Consider the following 19,174-nt stretch of genomic DNA (forward strand, 5'->3'; position numbering starts at 1 on the left):
ATGGGAATTGCAGGACGCATTGGCGAGCGCTTCTTAAACTCACCGATTACCCCTTTATTAGCCTTAATTGGTCTATTACTTGGGATATTTTCGGTACTGATCACCCCCAAAGAAGAAGAACCACAAATTGATGTGACCTTTGCTGATGTCTATATTCCCTTCCCCGGTGCAAGTCCCAAAGAAGTCGAGAATTTAGTTACGCTACCAGCAGAAAAAATCATCTCCGAGCTGAATGGTATCGATACTCTGTATTCATTCTCACAACCCAATGGTGCGATGATTATTGTGGTGTTTGATGTCGGTGTAAAACGCAATGACGCCATCGTAAACTTATACAACCAAATCTATGCAAACTTAGACAAGCTCCCCAGTGGTGCGGGCGTCGGACAACCCTTAATTAAACCCAGAGCAATTGACGATGTACCCATCGTAAGCCTGTCCTTATGGGACGAGAGTCTCACACTGAGTCCCTTCGACCTAACTAAAATCGCCCGCACTTTAGAAACTGAATTAAAACGGATCCCCGGCACCAAAGATGTCTATACCTTAGGTGAGCAAGCGATGGTCGCTTCAGTCCGAGTTGATCCAGTGAAACTCAACGCCTATGGGGTCGAATTTGACCAGATCGCCCAGCAGTTACAAAGCAATAACCAACAATCAGGATTAGCCGATCTGATCCAAGATAACCGAGTCATCAAGGTGCAAAGCGGGCAATTCTTACGATCCGCCAGCGAATTAGAGAACTTGGTGATAGCAACCCACAATCAAAAACCGGTATTCTTGGCTGATGTTGCCAGCATCAAGGTTGGAGCTGAATTACCCAGTCAAAGCGTGTGGCTGGTCAACCAGCAAGGTAAATTTCCTTCCGTCACGATTGCTATCGCCAAACAAGCGGGTGAAAACGCGGTACAACTGGCGGAACGTATCGAACAACGGCTAAGCCAACTGGATAATGTACTCATTCCACATCAGGTGAAACACCAACTGAGCCGTAATTATGGCGCCACTGCCGCTGACAAAGCCAATACCCTGATTGGCAAACTGGTGTTTGCCACAATCGCCGTTGTACTGTTGGTGCTGCTGGCTATGGGCTGGCGAGAAGCTATTGTGGTGGGGATCGCGATTGTCATCACCCTCGCGATGACTTTATTTGCTTCCTGGGCTTGGGGCTTTACCCTTAATCGAGTCTCTCTCTTTGCACTGATTTTTTCCATCGGCATTCTAGTCGATGACGCAATTGTGGTGGTCGAAAACATCCACCGACATATGCGGCTGGCAGCCAAGCATGCCGAACCCGCCAAGCTAAGCCAAATTATCCCTCAAGCGGTAGATGAAGTGGGTGGGCCAACTATTTTGGCAACGTTTACCGTGATTGCCGCACTGCTTCCGATGGCCTTTGTTTCCGGTTTGATGGGGCCCTACATGAGCCCCATTCCAATTAATGCCAGCCTTGGCATGTTAATCTCTTTGTCGGTGGCCTTTATCCTGTCACCTTGGCTAAGCGCTAAACTACTCAAAAATACCCCTGATCATCCAGCCGAATCGAGCCAAGGCTCGAAATTACACCGTTTATTCGAACAACTAATGCGGCCGTTTCTAGACCCTCACCGAGGCGGCAAGAACCGGATCTGGTTGTGGTTAGTCGTACTATTGATGATTATTGCCGCCGTCGCCTTACCCATTAATAAATTGGTGGTTATGAAAATGCTTCCCTTCGACAACAAGTCAGAGTTTCAGGTGATGGTTGATCTACCTGAAGGGCGCAGTTTAGAGCAAAATCAAAGACTTCTCTTTGAGCTGAGCGATTACTTGCTCACCATCCCCGAAGTTGCTGACTTACAACTATATGCCGGCACCACCGCCCCGATTAACTTCAATGGCTTAGTCCGTCACTACTTTACACGCAGTAGCCAAGAGCTCGGTGATATCCAGGTAAACTTAGTTGATAAAGCCCATCGGCAACGTGATAGTCACAGTATTGCCAGTTCGGTGCGACAACAACTGCAAGCGATCGGTGCCCCCTATCAGGCCAACATCAAAATCGTTGAAGTCCCGCCAGGGCCACCAGTTTGGTCACCAATTGTGGCAGAGGTCTATGGTCCCAGCGATGAAATACGCCAACAAGCCGCAAGTGCTTTAATGCAGCATTTTCATCATACCAACGACATCGTTGATATCGACATCATGCAACCCAGCCCACAAACTCAATGGCGAATTACGATTGATCGTAGTAAGAGTGCTCAGCTTGGGATTAGCTATGGGAACATTGTTACCCTCATTACCACCGCGATTGGCGGAAAAGATGTCAGCTTCTTACATCGAGAACAACAACTCTATCCGGTCCCGATCCGCTTACAGCTGGCAGAAAAAGACAAGTTTGATTTAGAGCAGCTGCTCAATTTACGACTGCATAACCCACAAGGCGATGCGATCCCCTTGAGTGAATTGGTAAGCATCAATCAAGGCAGCACTAACCTGCCGATTATGCATAAAAACGCCATTCCTATGATTATGGTCGTTGCCGACATGGCTGGTGATTTAGACAGTCCCTTATACGGCATGTTTGAGATGGCCTTCAGTGCCAAAGATGCCGGCTTGCCTTTTGCGCAACACTATATCGACCAACCAGATGGGCTGAGCGAGATTGCCATTTTATGGGATGGTGAATGGAAAATAACCTACGAAACTTTCCGCGACATGGGACTCGCCTATGCGGTGGGGATGATCATGATTTACCTATTAGTGGTTGCCCAGTTTCGTTCTTATTTGGTCCCCTTGATCATCATGGCTCCGATCCCGTTAACCATCATCGGGGTCATGCCGGGACACGCCCTATTAGGCGCCCAGTTCACTGCCACATCGATGATCGGTATGATAGCCCTCGCGGGGATCATTGTGCGTAACTCTATTTTGCTGGTGGATTTTATCAATCAGCAGGCAAGCGCTGGTATACCTTTTTCCAAAGCCGTAATAAGTTCGGGGGCGGTACGAGCCAAACCCATCGTGTTAACCGGACTAGCCGCGATGATCGGGGCTTTATTCATCCTCGATGACCCAATCTTTAATGGCTTAGCCATCAGCCTTATCTTTGGAATTCTGGTTTCTACGCTACTGACCTTAGTGGTTATACCAGTATTATATTTTGCCTTAATGCGTAAGCACTATCCTCAAGGATAATCACAATCCGTGGATGCCCGCTATCGCCTGCTTACAATCTTAAGATCGGGCCTATCTGGATCTGCAAAGGTGGGCCTGTTTCATTCATCCTGCAGTGTGCGGCAATGATGCACGGACGCCACCGAAGCGCGGAGCCTGACTCGCTTCGCTCTCACAAAGCCCTATGTGGTGCCGCTAAAAGTCCCTCACCGCGCCCAGCATAAAAAAGCCCGGCACAAGCCGGGCACAATCGAGACGCATGAATAAATGAAGGTTTGCTATGCGGTTAGTACAATCGTTTTACCGCCACGATTAAAGGTAACCCGCAAGCAAATTAGTCGCTGCAATAGCTTGACGCAACCCAGCTTCCAGAGGCGTAACAAAGCGCATCACCATCGGTACTCAAGTCACTACTTTGATTGGCGCCATTATCACTAAAAATCACATTTAAATGACTCAAGGGGGTGCCAAAATCATAACAATAGTAATTCCCTTTTTGCTGCATCGCAGTACCAGGCCATTGGACATCGTTCACAACCATTTCAGCTTGAACTGACCAGTAATAAATGCTTGGATTAGTAAAGCCAACCTGGTTGTCATAACACACTTCACTGCCACCCACCGGCTGATCCGTGACGATAAAACCACAGTCGGTCAAACTCTTCCATTGTCCGCCTTGGTAACAGCTGGCACCTGCTACGGTTAAATCGGCAGTTTGCTTAGCACCATTATCACTAAAGATAACATTCACACGACTTAGGCTTGCCCCAAGATCATGACAGTAAAAACTACCATTTTTCTGCATGCTCACACCAGGCCAATTGGCATCGGCTAAGCTGCCCAAAGGTTGAGCCCCCCAATAGTAAAGACTTGGCGAATTAAATTGAGCCGCGTTGTCATAACAAATGGTGCTGGCGGTCACAGGAGTCAGGCAAGCACTTCCGCTACAACCACAATCATCCCCAGTACAAGGCTCAATTTTTGCGCCAACATGGATCGCCGCAGCATTATCGCCACTCACGCTGAAGTGGGCCATTCCACCACTCACGGTAATCACTCCAGGACCTTTCGCATCCGCCGAAACGATACACTCACCGCTCGTCTCATCGAAGTTAGCCTCAATAATATTACAGTAGTCACCGTCCGCCATACCAGTATTCAGATCTTGCTCTAGAGTACCGTCTGCGCGTTTGTTGATCACAACGAAACCTAGGCCGCCGCGACCAAAAGCAATTTGGTCGTTACCATTATCCCACCAATTGGTTAATTGCCACTGTGCCGCAGTGTGGTTACGGAATGCCACCATATTCGCGACACCACGCCACTTATGCTCACAAACCCAGTCCCCACCATCGAAACCACAGGCATTGCCAGTATGCACACCAGTACTTGGTGGACCCGCATCAAAGTCGCCATTAAAGTAATAACCCGACATGATTTTTGGATAACCATAAGGATAAGCAAGGGTGAAAATATTCGCTAAGAAGTAACCATCACCCGCTGTACCATGCCAAATCGGTCCGTTAGGATTATGTCGTTCCTCATCATGATTGGTAACAAAAGTCACGGCGTCAGCACTGGCTAGCTCCATCGAAGACGATAGATTTCTCAACCAGGCAATGTTGCTATTACGAAATGCCGGACCAATTTGGCGCGCAAAGGCAAATTCCGTCACGTTACCATTATAAGTATATTCGGTTGGACGAATCGGCTCGCCACCAGCACCGATCACTTCTTGGAAAAGATATGGATTGCCATTCAGTTTAGATTTTATCGCCGCGATATCTTCCGCAGGGATATGTTTTGCCGCATCAATTCGAAAACCAGCCACCCCCATACTCGTGGCATCATTCATATAATCGGCAATTTTTTGTCGCACGTAATCAGAACTGGTTTTTAAATCATTGAGGCCCACTAGATCACAATACTGTACCTGCCAACGATTGCCATAATCTATTTCGCGAGTACAAGAGTTGAAATCATTGGTGCCATAGGGAACATCGGGGAAATATCGATCCCATGCTGCCATATGGTTAATCACCGCATCGACATAAATATCGACACCCGAAGCCTTACAGCGTTGTACCATATCTTGAAACTGCTCGCGGTTGCCACTGCGGCTATTGAAGCGATAACTCACTGGCTGATAACGAGCCCACCAAGCGGGATTGTCTACCCCCTCATTTGGTGGGGAGACTTGTACCGCAGCGAAGCCCTTAGGCCCTAAAAAGGTTTCACATTCGGTGGCAACATCTTGCCAACTCCACTCAAACAAATGAACAAAAGCAGTGCGAGGCACTGCCGTGGCGCTAGAGGCATAGCTCAGCGCCGCACCAGCTAGCAAGGCGCTAGTGGCGATTTTACTAAATTTTCTCATTGCTACTTTCCCGTGTAATCTTTGAGCGTCTCTTTAGACTAATGTTTCACCGCCACTCTTTGGTGGTCTATGGTGAGAAGGTAAATAAACCGCAGGAAAGAACCACAAGTAAAATCCAAACTTACCCATCCTTGGCGATATACCTCGACGCTCAATTTACGCCGATTCAGCAAAGCATGCTGTAGTGAAACCGTGATTTGAGCAAACCGTCACAATAAATAATTAACCCGATAGTTACGGCATGAAGCGGATCATATTTTAGTAAAAAATTCTTAATTTTATGAGACGAAATGCGCCACACCAGCTACTGCTAACAAATAAATCACTATGAAAACGTTATCAAGCCAACAGCAAGCTAGGTCAGCATTTTTTAAAGCAGTACAATAGCGTCTACACGCTTTATTTCGGAGACCAAGATGGAAAAGCAGTGGTGGCATTCGGCAGTGGTTTATCAGGTTTACCCTCGTAGTTTTTGTGATAGCAGTGGGGATGGTAATGGTGATCTGCGTGGTATCATCAGCAAACTAGCTTATCTTGAAAAATTAGGGATTAACCTGATTTGGTTATCCCCGGTTTACCTTTCTCCGATGAAAGATAACGGCTACGACATCGCTGACTATCAAGCCATCGATCCCCGTTTTGGCAGCCTAAATGACTTACGAGAATTAATCGCCACTGCACGCCAACATCATATTGGCATCATCATGGACTTGGTTCTTAACCATAGTTCCGACCAACACCACTGGTTCCAACAAGCGAAGCAAAGCCTAGATAACCCTTATCGCGATTATTATATTTGGCGCGATCAGCCTAACTCTCTTCGTTCGATCTTTGGTGGGCCCGCTTGGAACTATGATGCCACCACCGATCAGTACTATTTTCACTTGTTTGCCGATTCTCAGCCCGATTTAAATTGGGAAAATACTCAGGTAGAGAAAGAAATTCAACAAATGATCAGTTGGTGGGTTGCTCAAGGAGTGGCAGGGTTTCGCTTAGACGTAATCGATCTTATTGGCAAACAGATTGACCAGGGGATCACCGAGAATGGTCCTCGATTGCATCCTTTGTTACAGCAACTACATCAGGCCTGTTTCGCCAATCACAATTTAGTCACCGTTGGAGAAACTTGGGGGGCCACACCTGAAATAGCTAAACGTTACTCTGATCCTGCTCGCGAAGAACTATCGATGGTGTTTCAATTTGAACACGCCGCTTTAGACTGGCATCCACAACATGGTAAATGGCAAACTCAAAAATTTGATCTGGTGGCTTTGAAAAGAGTATTGAGCAAGTGGCAAACCGCCTTTCAAGGCGATGGTTGGAATGCACTGTTCTGGAATAATCACGACCTACCACGCATCGTGAGTCGCTGGGGGAATGACCGACAATATCGCCAACGCAGCGCCAAATTATTTGCCACCTTATTACATGGCATGCAAGGCACGCCCTATATTTATCAAGGTGAAGAAATTGGCATGACCAACGTCCGCTTTGAACATTTGGATGACTACCAAGACATCGAAATCAAAAATAGTTATCAGGAAAAAGTACTTGAACAGCAAAGCTTAAGTCATCAACAATTTATGCAGGGTGTATATGCCAGCGCCCGCGACAACGCAAGAACACCAATGCAATGGGATAATTTACCGCATGCTGGTTTCAGCAAGGTTCAGCCATGGCTTGCCGTGAATCCAAACTATCCAGAAGTGAATGTGAGTAAGGCCTTACAAAACCCTCACTCGGTGTTCTACCACTACCAGCGCCTAATTGCCTTGCGTAAGTCCGCCGACTACGGAGAGATCTTGATATATGGCAGCTTTGAACTACTACTCCCCGAGCATCCACAAGTATTCGCTTACCTGCGACGCTACCAACAACAAGCTTTGTTAGTCGTCACTAACTTAAGTGAACAAGCGGTCGCTGTGAGTCTGGATTATCAGATAAAGGCACTGATTCTAAATAATCTACAACAAGACGAAGCGCAAATTAGTCATTTACAAGGACTCAGCTTAGCGCCTTACCAAGCCTTGTTATACGCCTTGGACACAACTAACTAGGCCACGAATGTCATTCACCGGGGAGAGTGCGCTGAACACCATCAACACACGGTGAGTGCTCATACTGAAGTCAAGCTTAGCCCGAGTATGTGCTAGGCCGATTCGCTAAGACTGTACTGTTCCGACAAGCGATGGCATAACCATTTATACAAATTAAAAGCAGTTGGACTATTCACCGTGGGTAACAGCTCCTCATCCAGAAAAGCTTCGCCCTTAAAAGTGAGAACATCGTGATACTGAGTCACGTCACGTACTTCAATACCGGGAATATAGTCATCATGTTCACGCAACATTTGATTAGCAATATCAATCAAGGCTTGTTTAGTTATCGTTTGTTTGCTCATTACAGTAAGTTTGTTCCGATCCAAAGATAAACCTTAGCATACACACTTGGTCCACTACACCCTAATTTTTAGATCAAAACTTGTGGTGTTTTTCGCACCCTTAACGGTAAATCAGGGCCGCGCTTCGATGATCGTTTTTTTCGGCCGCCACTGCTGGATCAGTAAGCCTGCAATGATCAATAACAAGCCGAGGTAAGTTGCTGGTTCAATTTGTTCTGCCAGAAAATAGGAGATGAAAAACAACGACAGAAACGGCGAAATAAAAATTAAATTACTGATCCGTGCAGTATTGTCAGTCAATTTTAGCGCCAAAACCCAACAAACAAAAGCAACCCCCATCTCAAATAAACCCACATAGGCAGCGCCTAACCAAGCTTTAAAATGCCAGCTGGGTAAACCGTCGCTGAACCAGCAATAAGCGAATACCATTGGTAGGCTAAAACTAAAGGCTACCAATAAACTCGCCACTGCATCACCATGATTGCGAGTATTCATGATCCAATAACCTGCCCATAGCAGGGTGCTGAATAAGGCTAACAATACACCCGCCACGCTATCGAACTGCATCGCTAAAATGTCACCACGAGTGGCAATCACCAATACCCCAAAATAACCTAAAGCCATGGCAAGCAGATCCTGACGCCGCAATTGCTGCTGCAAAAAAGGCACCGCCAACAAGGCCAAGGTAATCGCCCAAGTATAATTCAGCGATTGAGCCTGCTGAGCGGGGAGCAAGTCGTAAGCCTTAAACAATACCAAGTAATAGGCAAAGGGGTTAATCGCTCCGACCAATAGGAAATACCCAGGGCGCTGGCGCGCATAACGAAAGGCCAAATGTAATTTTTGTTGCCAAAGCAATATCCCAGTCAACAGCAGCATCGAGCTGAAAGAAGCCAATGACACCAGTTGAATCGGACTCAGCCACTGTAACGCCAACTTAAATGCAGTCGCCACCGTTGACCACATCAACACGGCGCTAAGGCCAAATAAGTAAGCTCTAGTCTGGTTTTTCATTTTCGGTTCTATTTCAAGCACTCAAGCCTTTCAGTGTAAGGGGCTCCCGCCGCTATCACAAGCCTCAACGCCATTTCCAATAAACCCTTGCCAAACCAAGCTGAGCCGCTCTCCCGCGAGCTTACGCCGCGAAACCAATTTGAAGAAATAAAGCACGCTATGAACCAAAGACCAAGCAAGGGTACTGTACCCTTGGCGCTTAATTTGCTAACCTGCGCGGCCTTTTCTATCCGTGAGGCATGTTTTGTGAATCAATCAATCGCCGGTTTCGATTTTGGCACCTCTAACTGCGCTGTCGGTATCATGCAGGGGCAACAAGCCCATTTAGTAAAGTTACCAGCACATGGTCATTACATGCCCTCCACTCTGTTTGCCCCACAATCAGAGATGATTTGCGGTTGGCTCTATCAACAACTGGACGCCCAAGGCCAAGCCGAAGCCTATAAACATGCTCGCTCTCATCAGCTATCTGCCAGCTTACGAGCCTTACGCGAATTAAAACTAGACGGTTATGATGAACATTTGAGTTTTGGCCAACAAGCATTGCATGAATACCTCATCGATCCCGCCGACTGTTATTACGTGCGATCTCCGAAGTCATTCTTAGGCGCCAGTGGCATTCGCGAACGCCAACAACAACAATTTGAAGACATTGCAGCAGCGATGATGTGGCACATCGCCGAGCAAGTGAAGCAAACCGGTTTAGCCAACTTGGAAAAAGTGGTGATTGGTCGACCGGTCAACTTTCAAGGTTTAAATAGTGAGCTAAGCAACCAACAAGCACTCAACATCTTGCGCAATGCGGCTAAATACGTTGGTTTTAAGCATGTTGAGTTTTTGTATGAGCCAATGGCGGCGGGCCTCAGTTATCAACAACAACTCCACAAAGAGCAACGCGTTTTAGTCATCGATATTGGCGGCGGCACCAGTGATATATCGATGCTCACCATGGGACCAAACTACTTAGCAGAACGCGACCATCAAAGCTTAGTACTGGGATATAACGGTGAACGGATCGGCGGCAATGATTTTGATATCGCACTAAACTTTGAAACACTAATGCCTTGTTTAGGCGCCAAACTTCTATTGGCCAGTGGCCAACCAATGCCGATTAAACCCTTTTGGGATGCCGCTGCGATCAACGATTTCCCAGCGCAGGCTCGCTTCTATCATCAAGACACCAGCTTATTGTTGCAAAGACTACTCAAAGAACCACAACTCGCGCCTTTAAAAGCCTTAGTGCGACTAAGCCAAGGACGCTTAACCTACCAAATGAGCGCCTCGGCAGAGCAAGCCAAAATAGCCCTTAGTGAACAGTCTGAAACCGTGGTCGACCTAGGTTATTTAAGTGAACAACTACAGGCCGAAGTCAGCCAGACAAGCTACCGTCAAGCCGCAGAACGCTTGCTCACTAATATTGCCAAGTTAAGTGATGAAGTACTTGCCCAAGCAGCTTGCCAACCCGAAGTTATTTTCTTAACTGGTGGTAGCGCCAATTCTCCGATGATAAAAGACTTCTTAGCGAAACGTTACCAAGCGCCGTTGATTTGTGGAGATAACTTCGGCAGCGTGACCAGCGGCCTTACCCTGTGGGCTAATCATATTTTTCAGGCCACTTAAAGCAACAACCAACAAGCCGTCGCTTGAATTACAATTGATAAAATTGCGGCGCTAAGGCAACTTGGTTCTTGCCTCGCTGTTTCGCGATATAGAGCGCACTATCGGCACGCGCAATCAGCGATTCAGGGCTAGAGTCGTTCTCGGTCAACATCGCTAAACCAATACTAACCGACCAAAAATGATGCTGTCCATTGACCGTGATTGGTGATTGTTCCAGATGTTGACGCACCCGCTGTGCAATCAGCATCGCTGATGATTGAGCAGTATTGGGGAGTAACAGTAGAAACTCTTCGCCTCCCCAGCGAGCCAAAAAGTCACCATCACGTAATACCTTGAGGCTTTCAATAGCAAACATCCGCAATACGTCATCTCCAATGGCATGTCCATACTGATCGTTAATTTGCTTAAAATCATCAATATCTAATATCAAACAGCACAAAGGATTATCGCTGCGCTTACTCATTGCAAATTCAGTCACTAAAACTTGGTTCATCGAGCGTCGATTCATTAAGCCCGTTAGCACATCATGATTCGCCTGAAACTCCAAACGTTGTTGCTGCCGATGTAACTGAGTCACGTCCATCATCACCGACTGCACCGCAGGTTCACCTTCCCAACTGACTAAGCTTTCGCTAATATTTAGCCACACCGAGTCGCCATCTTGTCGCAAATACTCTGTCACTACGGAATGTGATTCCATCTCTCCAAGCAGCAAGCGCTCATGTAATTCAATAGCTTGTTGCTGGTTATCTTCAGGGATCAAGGCTAACAAACTTGGCAGAGCGAGAAGCGGTTCAACATGACTAAATCCCACTAAATCGGCTAGTGCTTGATTGCTATACAGCGGTTTAAAAAAGCGATGAACTAAAATACCTTGCAAGGAAGACTCGACCAACGAACGATAGCGTTGCTCGCTTTGTTGCAGTGCTTGTTTCGCGGCGACTTGCTGGGAAACATCAATTAGCGTAATTTGCAGCGCTGGTGCGCCCTGCCACTGGCAAAGATGATCAATACTAATCACCGAACAGAGCTGGCCAAATCTGTCTCTATTCTGATACCCCACCACTTTGGGACGCATTTTGCCAGCCATTATCGCCGCGTAATTTTGTAGGGCTTGCTGGCGATCATGTTCACAAAACAGCGTCAGTAACGATGGCAATGCCATCACCTGCGCTGCATTATCATAACCAAACATATGCGCATAACAATCATCAACAAACAACGGAACAAAGTCACGATGAATAGCGGTACCATAATTGCCGCAAATATTATTCTGCTTGCGCATAATTCGCTTCATCAGCATGCCATCTATATAGCTTAGTCAGACGGTTTCACTTACTCAAATCAGGCGGTTTAATTTCAACTAATCAAGCCCCAACACCTGCTTAACTTTAGCTTGATTAATATTTGAATGATCCACAAATAAAACCCCTGTATCCCATAACAAAGGCTGATCTTGCAATTCTGGTTGGTGACCTAACATGGCTTGATACGCCGCGTATACTGCGAGATACCCCATAGCAAAAGGCTGTTGTATCACCACCCCATAGATATCTTTATTGACAATCGCGGCATTAATACTTCGATTGGAATCAAAACCGATATGCACCATCGAGCCCTGCCGCTCCAATTGCCGAAGAGAAACCACGGTGGCAAGAGTCGTCAGCTCATTCGGAGTAAAAATGCCCTGCACATCTTGCATATGATTCAGTATCGATAAAGCTTTAAAGCGCGCCGACCCAACTGTGGTCCCAAGATACACATCAACCACGACCTCTAACCCGCCTTTCACTGCCTCATCAATGAACCCTTGCTCTCTCGCCGCGGTCGTCACCACACTTTTATCGAGTCGGAAAAGTGCAACTTTACCTTTCCCCCCCAGCGCTTTCGCCATTTTTCTTCCAGCCAAAGCACCTGCCATATAATTATCGGTTTTAATGATCAACATCGGTGCGCCACCAACATCTCTGTCGATATACACCGTGGCAATGTTGATACTTTTTAATAAAGCGACATCCACAGCTCGCTCTGGACTATTTGGAGCTAACACTAAAGCACCACAACCGCGATCTAATACCGTATTAATTAATGCCCCTTGACCTTCAACATTTAGTTCATTATTAGCGCCACGAACATAAACTTCAGTGCCAATTTTTGCGGCCGCACTTCTCGCCCCCCGCTCAACTAATTTCCAAAAATCAGCGCCACCACCAGCGGTCACCACACCGATACATTCGGCCGTAACAGAGCCCATTCCCAAGCAAAGACTGAATAACAGCGTACTCGTCAGACTAAAAAATCTACGCATAGACAGGCTTCAACAACGTCAATCGCATAAGTGTAACCTTAGAAAAAACAATCATAATCAAGCTTATTGTTATCAATGGATTGCCCCTTTTACCTTTAACAATAGTCAAAAAATATGGGTTCGTGCACTTATCAGCCGCAGCCTCGCCCTTATTAGTTGACTTCAGCGGAACCTCCGAGCCCCATACAACACCCAATAAAAAAGGCCTGCGTGAATGCAGGCCTTAGGATGAAGAAAAGGTTCAGGCTTTATTCTCCGAGGAAACCGCCCGTTTGATGCGCCCATAATTGACTATAGATCCCATCACCTTGAATCAACTCGGCATGACTACCCTGTTCAATAATTTTTCCCTTATCTAATACAATTAGGCGATCCATCGCAGCGATGGTGGATAAACGGTGAGCAATGGCGATCACCGTTTTACCATGCATCAAGCGATTTAAACTGGTTTGGATCGCCGCTTCAACTTCCGAATCCAAGGCTGAAGTGGCTTCATCTAAGACTAAAACAGGAGCATCTTTTAATAATACTCGAGTGATTGCGATACGTTGACGTTGCCCACCGGAGAGTTTCACCCCTCGCTCACCGACATGAGCGTCATAACCGCAACGACCATCTTGATCACTCAAACCTAAAATGAATTCATGGGCTTTGGCTTGTTTAGCCGCAGCAATCATTTGCTCTTCACTGGCATCGGGACGACCATATAAAATATTGTCACGCACCGAACGATGCAATAGGGAAGTATCTTGCGTCACCATCCCAATTTGAGCCCGCAAGCTATCTTGAGTCACTTGACTAATATTTTGACCATCGATCTCGATTGAGCCGCCCTCAACATCATGAAAGCGCAATAATAAATTCACCAGAGTGGTTTTCCCTGCACCAGAACGCCCCACTAAACCAATCTTTTCGCCAGCCTTAATACTCAGATTGAGGTGTTCGATAACCCCACTTTTCTCACCATAATGAAAACGGATGTCACGATAATCAATCTGACCTTGATCCACCCGCAAAGGCTTAGCATCATGCTCATCAACCACCGTCTGTGGGCTTGTTAAGGTCGTCATCCCGTCGGCTACGGTGCCTATGTTTTCAAATAAAGAACCTATTTCCCACATGATCCACTGAGCCATACCATTCAAGCGCAGCACCAAAGCAATAGAAATAGCAATTGCCCCTACCGAGATGTCACCTAACATCCATAAGTAAATAGACAGGGCCGCAATACTAAATGTAAGCAAATAATTTGACAGTTGCACACAAACATTGAGCCCGGTCACCAAACGCATCTGTTGATGAACGGTTTGTAAAAATCCTTGCATGCCTTCTTGAGCGTAATCGGCCTCGCGTTGATTATGCGAAAATAACTTCACGGTTGCGATGTTGGTATAGCTATCCACAATTCGACCACTCATTAAAGAACGAGCATCCGCTTGTTCGGTCGACACTCGCTTTAATTTCGGCACAAAACGGAACTGAATTGCGATGTAAACCACCAGCCATAGCAGCATCGGCCAAATGAGGCGTATATCAGCCTGTGCCACCAACAGCACCATGGAAGTGAAATAGACCAATACATAAACCATTAAGTCGAGTAATTTCATCACCGTTTCACGTACCGACAAGGCCGTTTGCATGACTTTAGTCGCGACACGCCCAGCAAAATCGTTAGCAAAGAAGGAAACACTCTGCCGCAATAAATAGCGATGCGCCGACCAACGGATCGCCATCGGAAAATTACCGAGCAAAGCTTGGTGAATTAACAGCGAATCGAGTAGGGTAAGCAGTGGCATCACCACCAACAGCGTGATGCCCATCAGCCACAAGGTGGAAGATTCTTCACTTAATATCGTATTTGGATCTTTGCTGCCTAACCAATCAACCAACTGCCCCATAAAGCCAAATAAAGCAACTTCACAGATAGCGATCAACGCAGCGATGACGGCCATGCATAACAGCGGTACCATCATCCCCTGACAATAATGGAGACAAAACTGATATAAGCCCTTAGGGGGTTGCTCAGGCTCTTGCGTGGGGAAAGGCGCAGTTAAGCGCTCAAAAAAACCAAACATTTGAAATTCCTTGCGATAAAACCAGTGTTTCGAACGATCAACAAACCATTATACTTTACGAAATATATTAAAAATTGTGCAACATTGAGCGCCATACCAAGACCATTCAGGCCTCAATGCCAGTTAACATAGTGATCCGTTTGAATACGCATCGCTTATTCAGCCGCTTGCTGCAAACTATAGGGAGTAGAGGGTTCGGTAACCCCTAATAGGCTTTCCACTTGACGGATCTGCTGCAATGCCGCCGAATCCTTCCGATAACTAAGATATACCGGACGTAACCAAGGCTCTGAACATTCCACCAAATGAAGTTGCTGCGATTCGAGAAAAGGCTCAACCATCGACACTGGCAAATAACAGGCTCCACCTTTTTCTAAGATGAAATCCAAAGCAATTCGTCCCGTCGAGGTGCGCAAAAATGGCGGTGGCATTTTACTATGACGAAGCGCATGCTCGGAAGCAAAACGGGTGCCCCAGTCAACATAAATATACGAGTTTTCTAGCGCCAATTGCTGAGTTTGGTGGCGAGTAGAAACAAATACAAGCTCTAAATCGACAACTTTTTTACAGGCCAACTCTTCAGATTTTAAAGGGTCAACGCCCACCCCAATGTCTAGCGTTCGCTCGATTAAGGCGCGATGCATTTGTTCACGGCTTAAGGTCTCAGCACGAAAGGCATAACCGCTAAATGCTTCGGTCACCACACTCAAACAATGCTGCAAATAAGCATCCCAAACGTTAGGCGTGCCAGCAATGGTCAATTGAATGGCATGCGCTTTGGTGAGTAATAACTCTGCCTTCGCTTGCTCAAGAGTACGCACCATATTTTCAGCATAGGAGGTTAAACGTTCGCCAGAACTAGTCAACTTAATGGCATTCCGGTCACGAATAAATAACTGAGCGTCAAAGAAGCTCTCTAATTGCTTAATGCGTGCACTAACCGCCGCTTGAGTGATATATAAATTTTCTGCCGCTCGCCCAAAGTGCTTCTCTTTTGCCACTTCTAAAAACGTTCGAAATACTTTTACGTCCATTCTCTCACCCCTATAACAGCAGCAACGAGAGTAACAAACAATTTTTACGCTTACGACAAATAATATTTTTAACGTCGTCAAGAAGGAGGCTCAAAAAAACCACAAAAAACACCCGCAAAAAACACCCGCAAAACTTCCACTGTAAAGTCTTCGTAAGGGTTTATCTGAAACTAACAGCGTAAACTAAACACCAAGCAGCAAAAAATTCAACACGCTTACTCTATTGCAGCCCCTCTGATTGAAGCACCTCTGAACCTTGTCTACACTTTTAACTATAATCAAAAATATGGTTAGGCGTGTCATGTCACCAACAATCGACTCCGAACAGATTATTCAGATTAATATGCGTCACGCCTTACTCGCAATTGCCAAAGCGCTCGATTTTGTCGGCGTCGATGACATGCATCATGGGCAACGCGTAGCCTATATGGCTTACGAGTGTGCAAAACGCATGACTTGGACCGAAGCAGAACAACAATTTACCTATTTCTCAGGTTTGATTCACGACTGTGGAGTCTCTTCCACTGAGCAGCATTTAGCGCTACTTGACTTATTCCAACCCGAATCGACTGAAGTTCATTGTCTGCACGGATATCAAGCCTTGTTAAAGTGCCCGGTGATTCACCAATTCGCCAACGTTGTTCGCTATCATCATACTCCCTGGGAACAATTGGCAGCACTGAACATTGCTGAATTAGACAAACGAGTCGCAGCGCTAGTGTTTGTCGCCGACCGACTCGACTTCTTACGAGCGCAATACACCTTAGATATCGGTGAAGAACAAATTATTTTGCACGAAACCGCCATTGCCGAAATATTACAGAGTAATCGTGGTCGCCTGTTCCACCCGCAAATAGTGGACAGTATGTGTGAGCTCGTTGCTATCGATGGTTTTTGGTACAACATGAACATTAGTCACATTGAAAAAATGGGCTTAAGCTTTCAACAAGATCAACTCTATGACCAACAACTAAGTCTCCAAGAGGCCGCTGAGTTAGCGCGCTTCTTAGCCAGAATTGTTGATGCCAAAAGCCCTTTTACCTTTCAACATTCAGACAAAGTCGCGATATTAGCCCAGCAGTTGGCACTGGCATCTGGTATTTCGGCACGAACTGCCGAGATGATCTACATCGCAGGCTTATTACATGATGTTGGCAAACTGCGAACTCCTGATGGGCTATTACACAAATCCGCTTCTTTCAGCGAAGAAGAATACGCACAAATTAAACGTCACACCGTTGATACCAGTGAAATATTAGTTAACTTTTTTCCTAAGTCGCCGATTGGCGCATGGGCCTCAAATCATCATGAACGGCTCGATGGTTCTGGCTACCCTTTTCGAAAAACAGCCAATGATCTTGATATTCCTTCACGGGTCATAGCCATTGCTGACGTATTTCAAGCACTCACTCAACAACGCCCTTACCGAGATGCTCTCGATTTACAACAAGTGTTCAATATCATGGGGCCACTGGTGCAAACCGGAAAACTTGATAAAGACATCTACAATTTACTCCAGCAAAATGCTGAATTCTATTTTCAACTCTCGCAAAACAACCACCATGAGTCATTCAGTGAAATAAAAGCTAAGCACTTTTCTGCTTAAATATCACACACAGATAACAGCACCAACCCAGTAACTCTCATCCAGAATCTTTAAGGAGAAAATCATGCATGAAACCGCATATGAGACGAAGCAGGCTTGGAGTGAGGTTTTGGGAAAAAATCGACAAAACCGACAACAAACAATATTTATTCTAACGACAAAAACAATTCGTTTTCATATTCAACGAATACTCTCTACCTTGCCGCCAAGCTAACCGCAACCGCCGATTAGTCTTTTTCGCATCACCAGGAGTCGTTGCAATGAATACTGAGTTTCGCTTTGGAAAAAAACGTTTCTACGATGACCAAAAATTTAAACGTGGTTTTAGTAAATCAGGCAATTTCACTTTATTAGAAGCGGAGTTATTGAGCCTTTATGGCGAAACCATGAAAGCGATAAATAATGGCGAATTACTTCCCGAAAACAATCAAGAGCAGCGCTTTCTTTTAGTTTGTAGCCAACAACTCGAAGCCAGCACTAAACTAGAAAAAGTTTGGCTTAAATATAAGACTTTAACTAATGCTCGACGCCGTTTCCATACGCTCCATAGCAGCCACGGCAACACATTAAATCCGAGTGAAGATGAAATCTTCATTCATGACGAGTAGCCCAATAAAGCAAGCTCTCAGCACTTTTATTCTAGGAACATGACAATGCGTATAGCCATTTTATCTCGTGGAGAAAACCTCTACTCTACTCGTCGCTTAAAAGAAGCAGGTGAGGCTCACGGTCACGAGGTTGATATTATCGATACCCTGCACTGCTACATGGATATTACCAGCAGTAATCCAACCGTGCGTTACATGGGTAAAGTATTACCCAGTTATGATGCGGTTATCCCTCGGATCGGCTCCTCAATTACTTTTTATGGTACGGCGGTCGTGCGTCAATTTGAAATGATGGGCACCTTTTGTGTCAACGAGTCGGTCGCGATTAGTCGTTCACGCGATAAACTGCGTTCGCTACAACTATTATCGCGGAAAGGCATTGGCTTGCCACGTACAGGGTTTGCCAACAAACCGGATAAAATTCAAGATGTGATTAAAAACGTCGGTGGCGCACCTTTAGTCATTAAGTTATTAGAGGGGACACAAGGTATTGGGGTGGTTTTGGCCGAAACCAATAAGGCAGCAGAAAGCGTCATTGAAGCTTTTATGGGCTTAAAAGCGAACATTTTAGTACAGGAGTTCATCAAGGAAGCGGGGGGGGCCGATATCCGTTGTTTAGTGGTAGGCGGTAAAGTGGTCGCGGCAATGAAACGTCAGGCTGCGGAAGGTGAGTTTCGCTCTAATTTGCATCGCGGAGGGGCCGCACAGTTAGTACGTTTAACCAAGGAAGAGCGCGCGACCGCCGTCAATGCAGCTAAAATCATGGGGCTGAATTTGTGTGGCGTTGATATTCTACAATCACATAATGGCCCTGTTGTAATGGAAGTCAATTCTTCCCCGGGTCTAGAAGGCATCGAAAATGCCACGGGTAAAGATGTGGCTGGCATGGTGTTCGAATTCATCGAAAAAAATGCCAAACCCTTTGCAACCAAAACCCGTGGTAAAGGCTAAGTCCGAGTACAAGAACCAAGCAAA

At 46.1% G+C, this 19,174-nt stretch carries 14 protein-coding genes; 7 read left to right on the plus strand and 7 right to left on the minus strand.

All coding sequences use genetic code 11. The annotated features are described in order from the left end of the window. Positions 1 to 3,177 carry an efflux RND transporter permease subunit gene (locus ACRRSY_RS21205; RefSeq protein WP_432460367.1) on the plus strand — a complete coding sequence of 1,059 codons (3,177 nt, stop codon included), beginning with the start codon at positions 1 to 3 and terminating at the stop codon, positions 3,175 to 3,177. A gap of 313 nt (positions 3,178 to 3,490) precedes the next feature. Here the strand turns inward: ACRRSY_RS21205 and ACRRSY_RS21210 are convergent, their stop codons facing one another. After that, on the minus strand, positions 3,491 to 5,533 hold the full coding sequence (locus tag ACRRSY_RS21210) for a starch-binding protein (RefSeq protein WP_432463976.1): 2,043 nt from the start codon (positions 5,531 to 5,533) through the stop codon (positions 3,491 to 3,493). 416 nt (positions 5,534 to 5,949) lie between these two features. Between ACRRSY_RS21210 and ACRRSY_RS21215 the strand changes: the two genes are divergently transcribed. Then, positions 5,950 to 7,590, plus strand: a complete 1,641-nt coding sequence (locus ACRRSY_RS21215; RefSeq protein WP_432463977.1) for a glycoside hydrolase family 13 protein — start codon at positions 5,950 to 5,952, stop codon at positions 7,588 to 7,590. A gap of 92 nt (positions 7,591 to 7,682) precedes the next feature. Here ACRRSY_RS21215 and ACRRSY_RS21220 read toward each other — a convergent pair whose 3' ends face one another. Beyond that, entirely contained in the window at positions 7,683 to 7,934 is a 252-nt protein-coding gene (locus ACRRSY_RS21220; RefSeq protein ID WP_432455581.1) for a DUF2498 family protein, read from the minus strand. A 111-nt stretch (positions 7,935 to 8,045) separates the two neighbouring features. After that, entirely contained in the window at positions 8,046 to 8,948 is a 903-nt protein-coding gene (locus ACRRSY_RS21225; protein WP_432463978.1) for a DMT family transporter, read from the minus strand. A 246-nt stretch (positions 8,949 to 9,194) separates the two neighbouring features. Between ACRRSY_RS21225 and yegD the strand changes: the two genes are divergently transcribed. Then, on the plus strand, positions 9,195 to 10,568 hold the full coding sequence (yegD, locus tag ACRRSY_RS21230) for a molecular chaperone (RefSeq protein ID WP_432460369.1): 1,374 nt from the start codon (positions 9,195 to 9,197) through the stop codon (positions 10,566 to 10,568). 28 nt (positions 10,569 to 10,596) lie between these two features. Here the strand turns inward: yegD and ACRRSY_RS21235 are convergent, their stop codons facing one another. The 4 genes from ACRRSY_RS21235 to ACRRSY_RS21250 all read right to left on the minus strand — a co-directional run bounded on the left by ACRRSY_RS21235 (position 10,597) and on the right by ACRRSY_RS21250 (position 15,985). Continuing rightward, positions 10,597 to 11,865, minus strand: a complete 1,269-nt coding sequence (locus tag ACRRSY_RS21235; protein WP_432455578.1) for a sensor domain-containing diguanylate cyclase — start codon at positions 11,863 to 11,865, stop codon at positions 10,597 to 10,599. A 66-nt stretch (positions 11,866 to 11,931) separates the two neighbouring features. Continuing rightward, the gene (locus ACRRSY_RS21240) at positions 11,932 to 12,876 is read right to left on the minus strand and encodes a substrate-binding domain-containing protein (protein ID WP_432455577.1); all 945 of its coding nucleotides are present in this window, start codon (positions 12,874 to 12,876) and stop codon (positions 11,932 to 11,934) included. A 248-nt stretch (positions 12,877 to 13,124) separates the two neighbouring features. Continuing rightward, positions 13,125 to 14,951, minus strand: coding sequence for an ABC transporter ATP-binding protein (locus ACRRSY_RS21245; RefSeq protein WP_432460371.1), 1,827 nt, complete (start codon positions 14,949 to 14,951; stop codon positions 13,125 to 13,127). Positions 14,952 to 15,106: 155 nt separating this feature from the next. Next, positions 15,107 to 15,985 carry a LysR family transcriptional regulator gene (locus ACRRSY_RS21250; protein ID WP_432460372.1) on the minus strand — a complete coding sequence of 293 codons (879 nt, stop codon included), beginning with the start codon at positions 15,983 to 15,985 and terminating at the stop codon, positions 15,107 to 15,109. Positions 15,986 to 16,286: 301 nt separating this feature from the next. Between ACRRSY_RS21250 and ACRRSY_RS21255 the strand changes: the two genes are divergently transcribed. The 4 genes from ACRRSY_RS21255 to rimK all read left to right on the plus strand — a co-directional run bounded on the left by ACRRSY_RS21255 (position 16,287) and on the right by rimK (position 19,150). After that, the gene (locus tag ACRRSY_RS21255) at positions 16,287 to 17,591 is read left to right on the plus strand and encodes an HD domain-containing phosphohydrolase (RefSeq protein WP_432460373.1); all 1,305 of its coding nucleotides are present in this window, start codon (positions 16,287 to 16,289) and stop codon (positions 17,589 to 17,591) included. Positions 17,592 to 17,655: 64 nt separating this feature from the next. Beyond that, entirely contained in the window at positions 17,656 to 17,805 is a 150-nt protein-coding gene (locus ACRRSY_RS21260; protein ID WP_432460374.1) for a hypothetical protein, read from the plus strand. A 46-nt stretch (positions 17,806 to 17,851) separates the two neighbouring features. Further along, positions 17,852 to 18,199: a DUF413 domain-containing protein gene (maoP, locus tag ACRRSY_RS21265; RefSeq protein ID WP_432460375.1), complete on the plus strand. Its 348-nt coding sequence runs from the start codon at positions 17,852 to 17,854 to the stop codon at positions 18,197 to 18,199. 45 nt (positions 18,200 to 18,244) lie between these two features. After that, positions 18,245 to 19,150 (plus strand): 30S ribosomal protein S6--L-glutamate ligase, encoded by a 906-nt coding sequence (gene rimK, locus ACRRSY_RS21270; RefSeq protein WP_432460376.1) that lies wholly within the window; start codon positions 18,245 to 18,247, stop codon positions 19,148 to 19,150. Positions 19,151 to 19,174: the final 24 nt, after the last annotated feature.

This window comes from Agarivorans sp. QJM3NY_33, assembly GCF_050870865.2.
GTDB lineage: Bacteria > Pseudomonadota > Gammaproteobacteria > Enterobacterales > Celerinatantimonadaceae > Agarivorans.

Bases quoted from the DNA above. Each gene is read 5' to 3' on its own strand.
- ACRRSY_RS21215 (WP_432463977.1), top strand. From the start codon at position 5,950: ATGGAAAAGCAGTGGTGGCATTCGGCAGTGGTTTATCAGGTTTACCCT.
- ACRRSY_RS21220 (WP_432455581.1), bottom strand. From the start codon at position 7,934: ATGAGCAAACAAACGATAACTAAACAAGCCTTGATTGATATTGCTAAT.
- ACRRSY_RS21235 (WP_432455578.1), bottom strand. From the start codon at position 11,865: ATGAAGCGAATTATGCGCAAGCAGAATAATATTTGCGGCAATTATGGT.
- ACRRSY_RS21255 (WP_432460373.1), top strand. From the start codon at position 16,287: ATGTCACCAACAATCGACTCCGAACAGATTATTCAGATTAATATGCGT.
- rimK (WP_432460376.1), top strand. From the start codon at position 18,245: ATGCGTATAGCCATTTTATCTCGTGGAGAAAACCTCTACTCTACTCGT.
- ACRRSY_RS21250 (WP_432460372.1), bottom strand. From the start codon at position 15,985: ATGGACGTAAAAGTATTTCGAACGTTTTTAGAAGTGGCAAAAGAGAAG.
- maoP (WP_432460375.1), top strand. From the start codon at position 17,852: ATGAATACTGAGTTTCGCTTTGGAAAAAAACGTTTCTACGATGACCAA.
- ACRRSY_RS21210 (WP_432463976.1), bottom strand. From the start codon at position 5,533: ATGAGAAAATTTAGTAAAATCGCCACTAGCGCCTTGCTAGCTGGTGCG.
- ACRRSY_RS21260 (WP_432460374.1), top strand. From the start codon at position 17,656: ATGCATGAAACCGCATATGAGACGAAGCAGGCTTGGAGTGAGGTTTTG.
- ACRRSY_RS21225 (WP_432463978.1), bottom strand. From the start codon at position 8,948: ATGAAAAACCAGACTAGAGCTTACTTATTTGGCCTTAGCGCCGTGTTG.
- ACRRSY_RS21205 (WP_432460367.1), top strand. From the start codon at position 1: ATGGGAATTGCAGGACGCATTGGCGAGCGCTTCTTAAACTCACCGATT.
- ACRRSY_RS21240 (WP_432455577.1), bottom strand. From the start codon at position 12,876: ATGCGTAGATTTTTTAGTCTGACGAGTACGCTGTTATTCAGTCTTTGC.
- ACRRSY_RS21245 (WP_432460371.1), bottom strand. From the start codon at position 14,951: ATGTTTGGTTTTTTTGAGCGCTTAACTGCGCCTTTCCCCACGCAAGAG.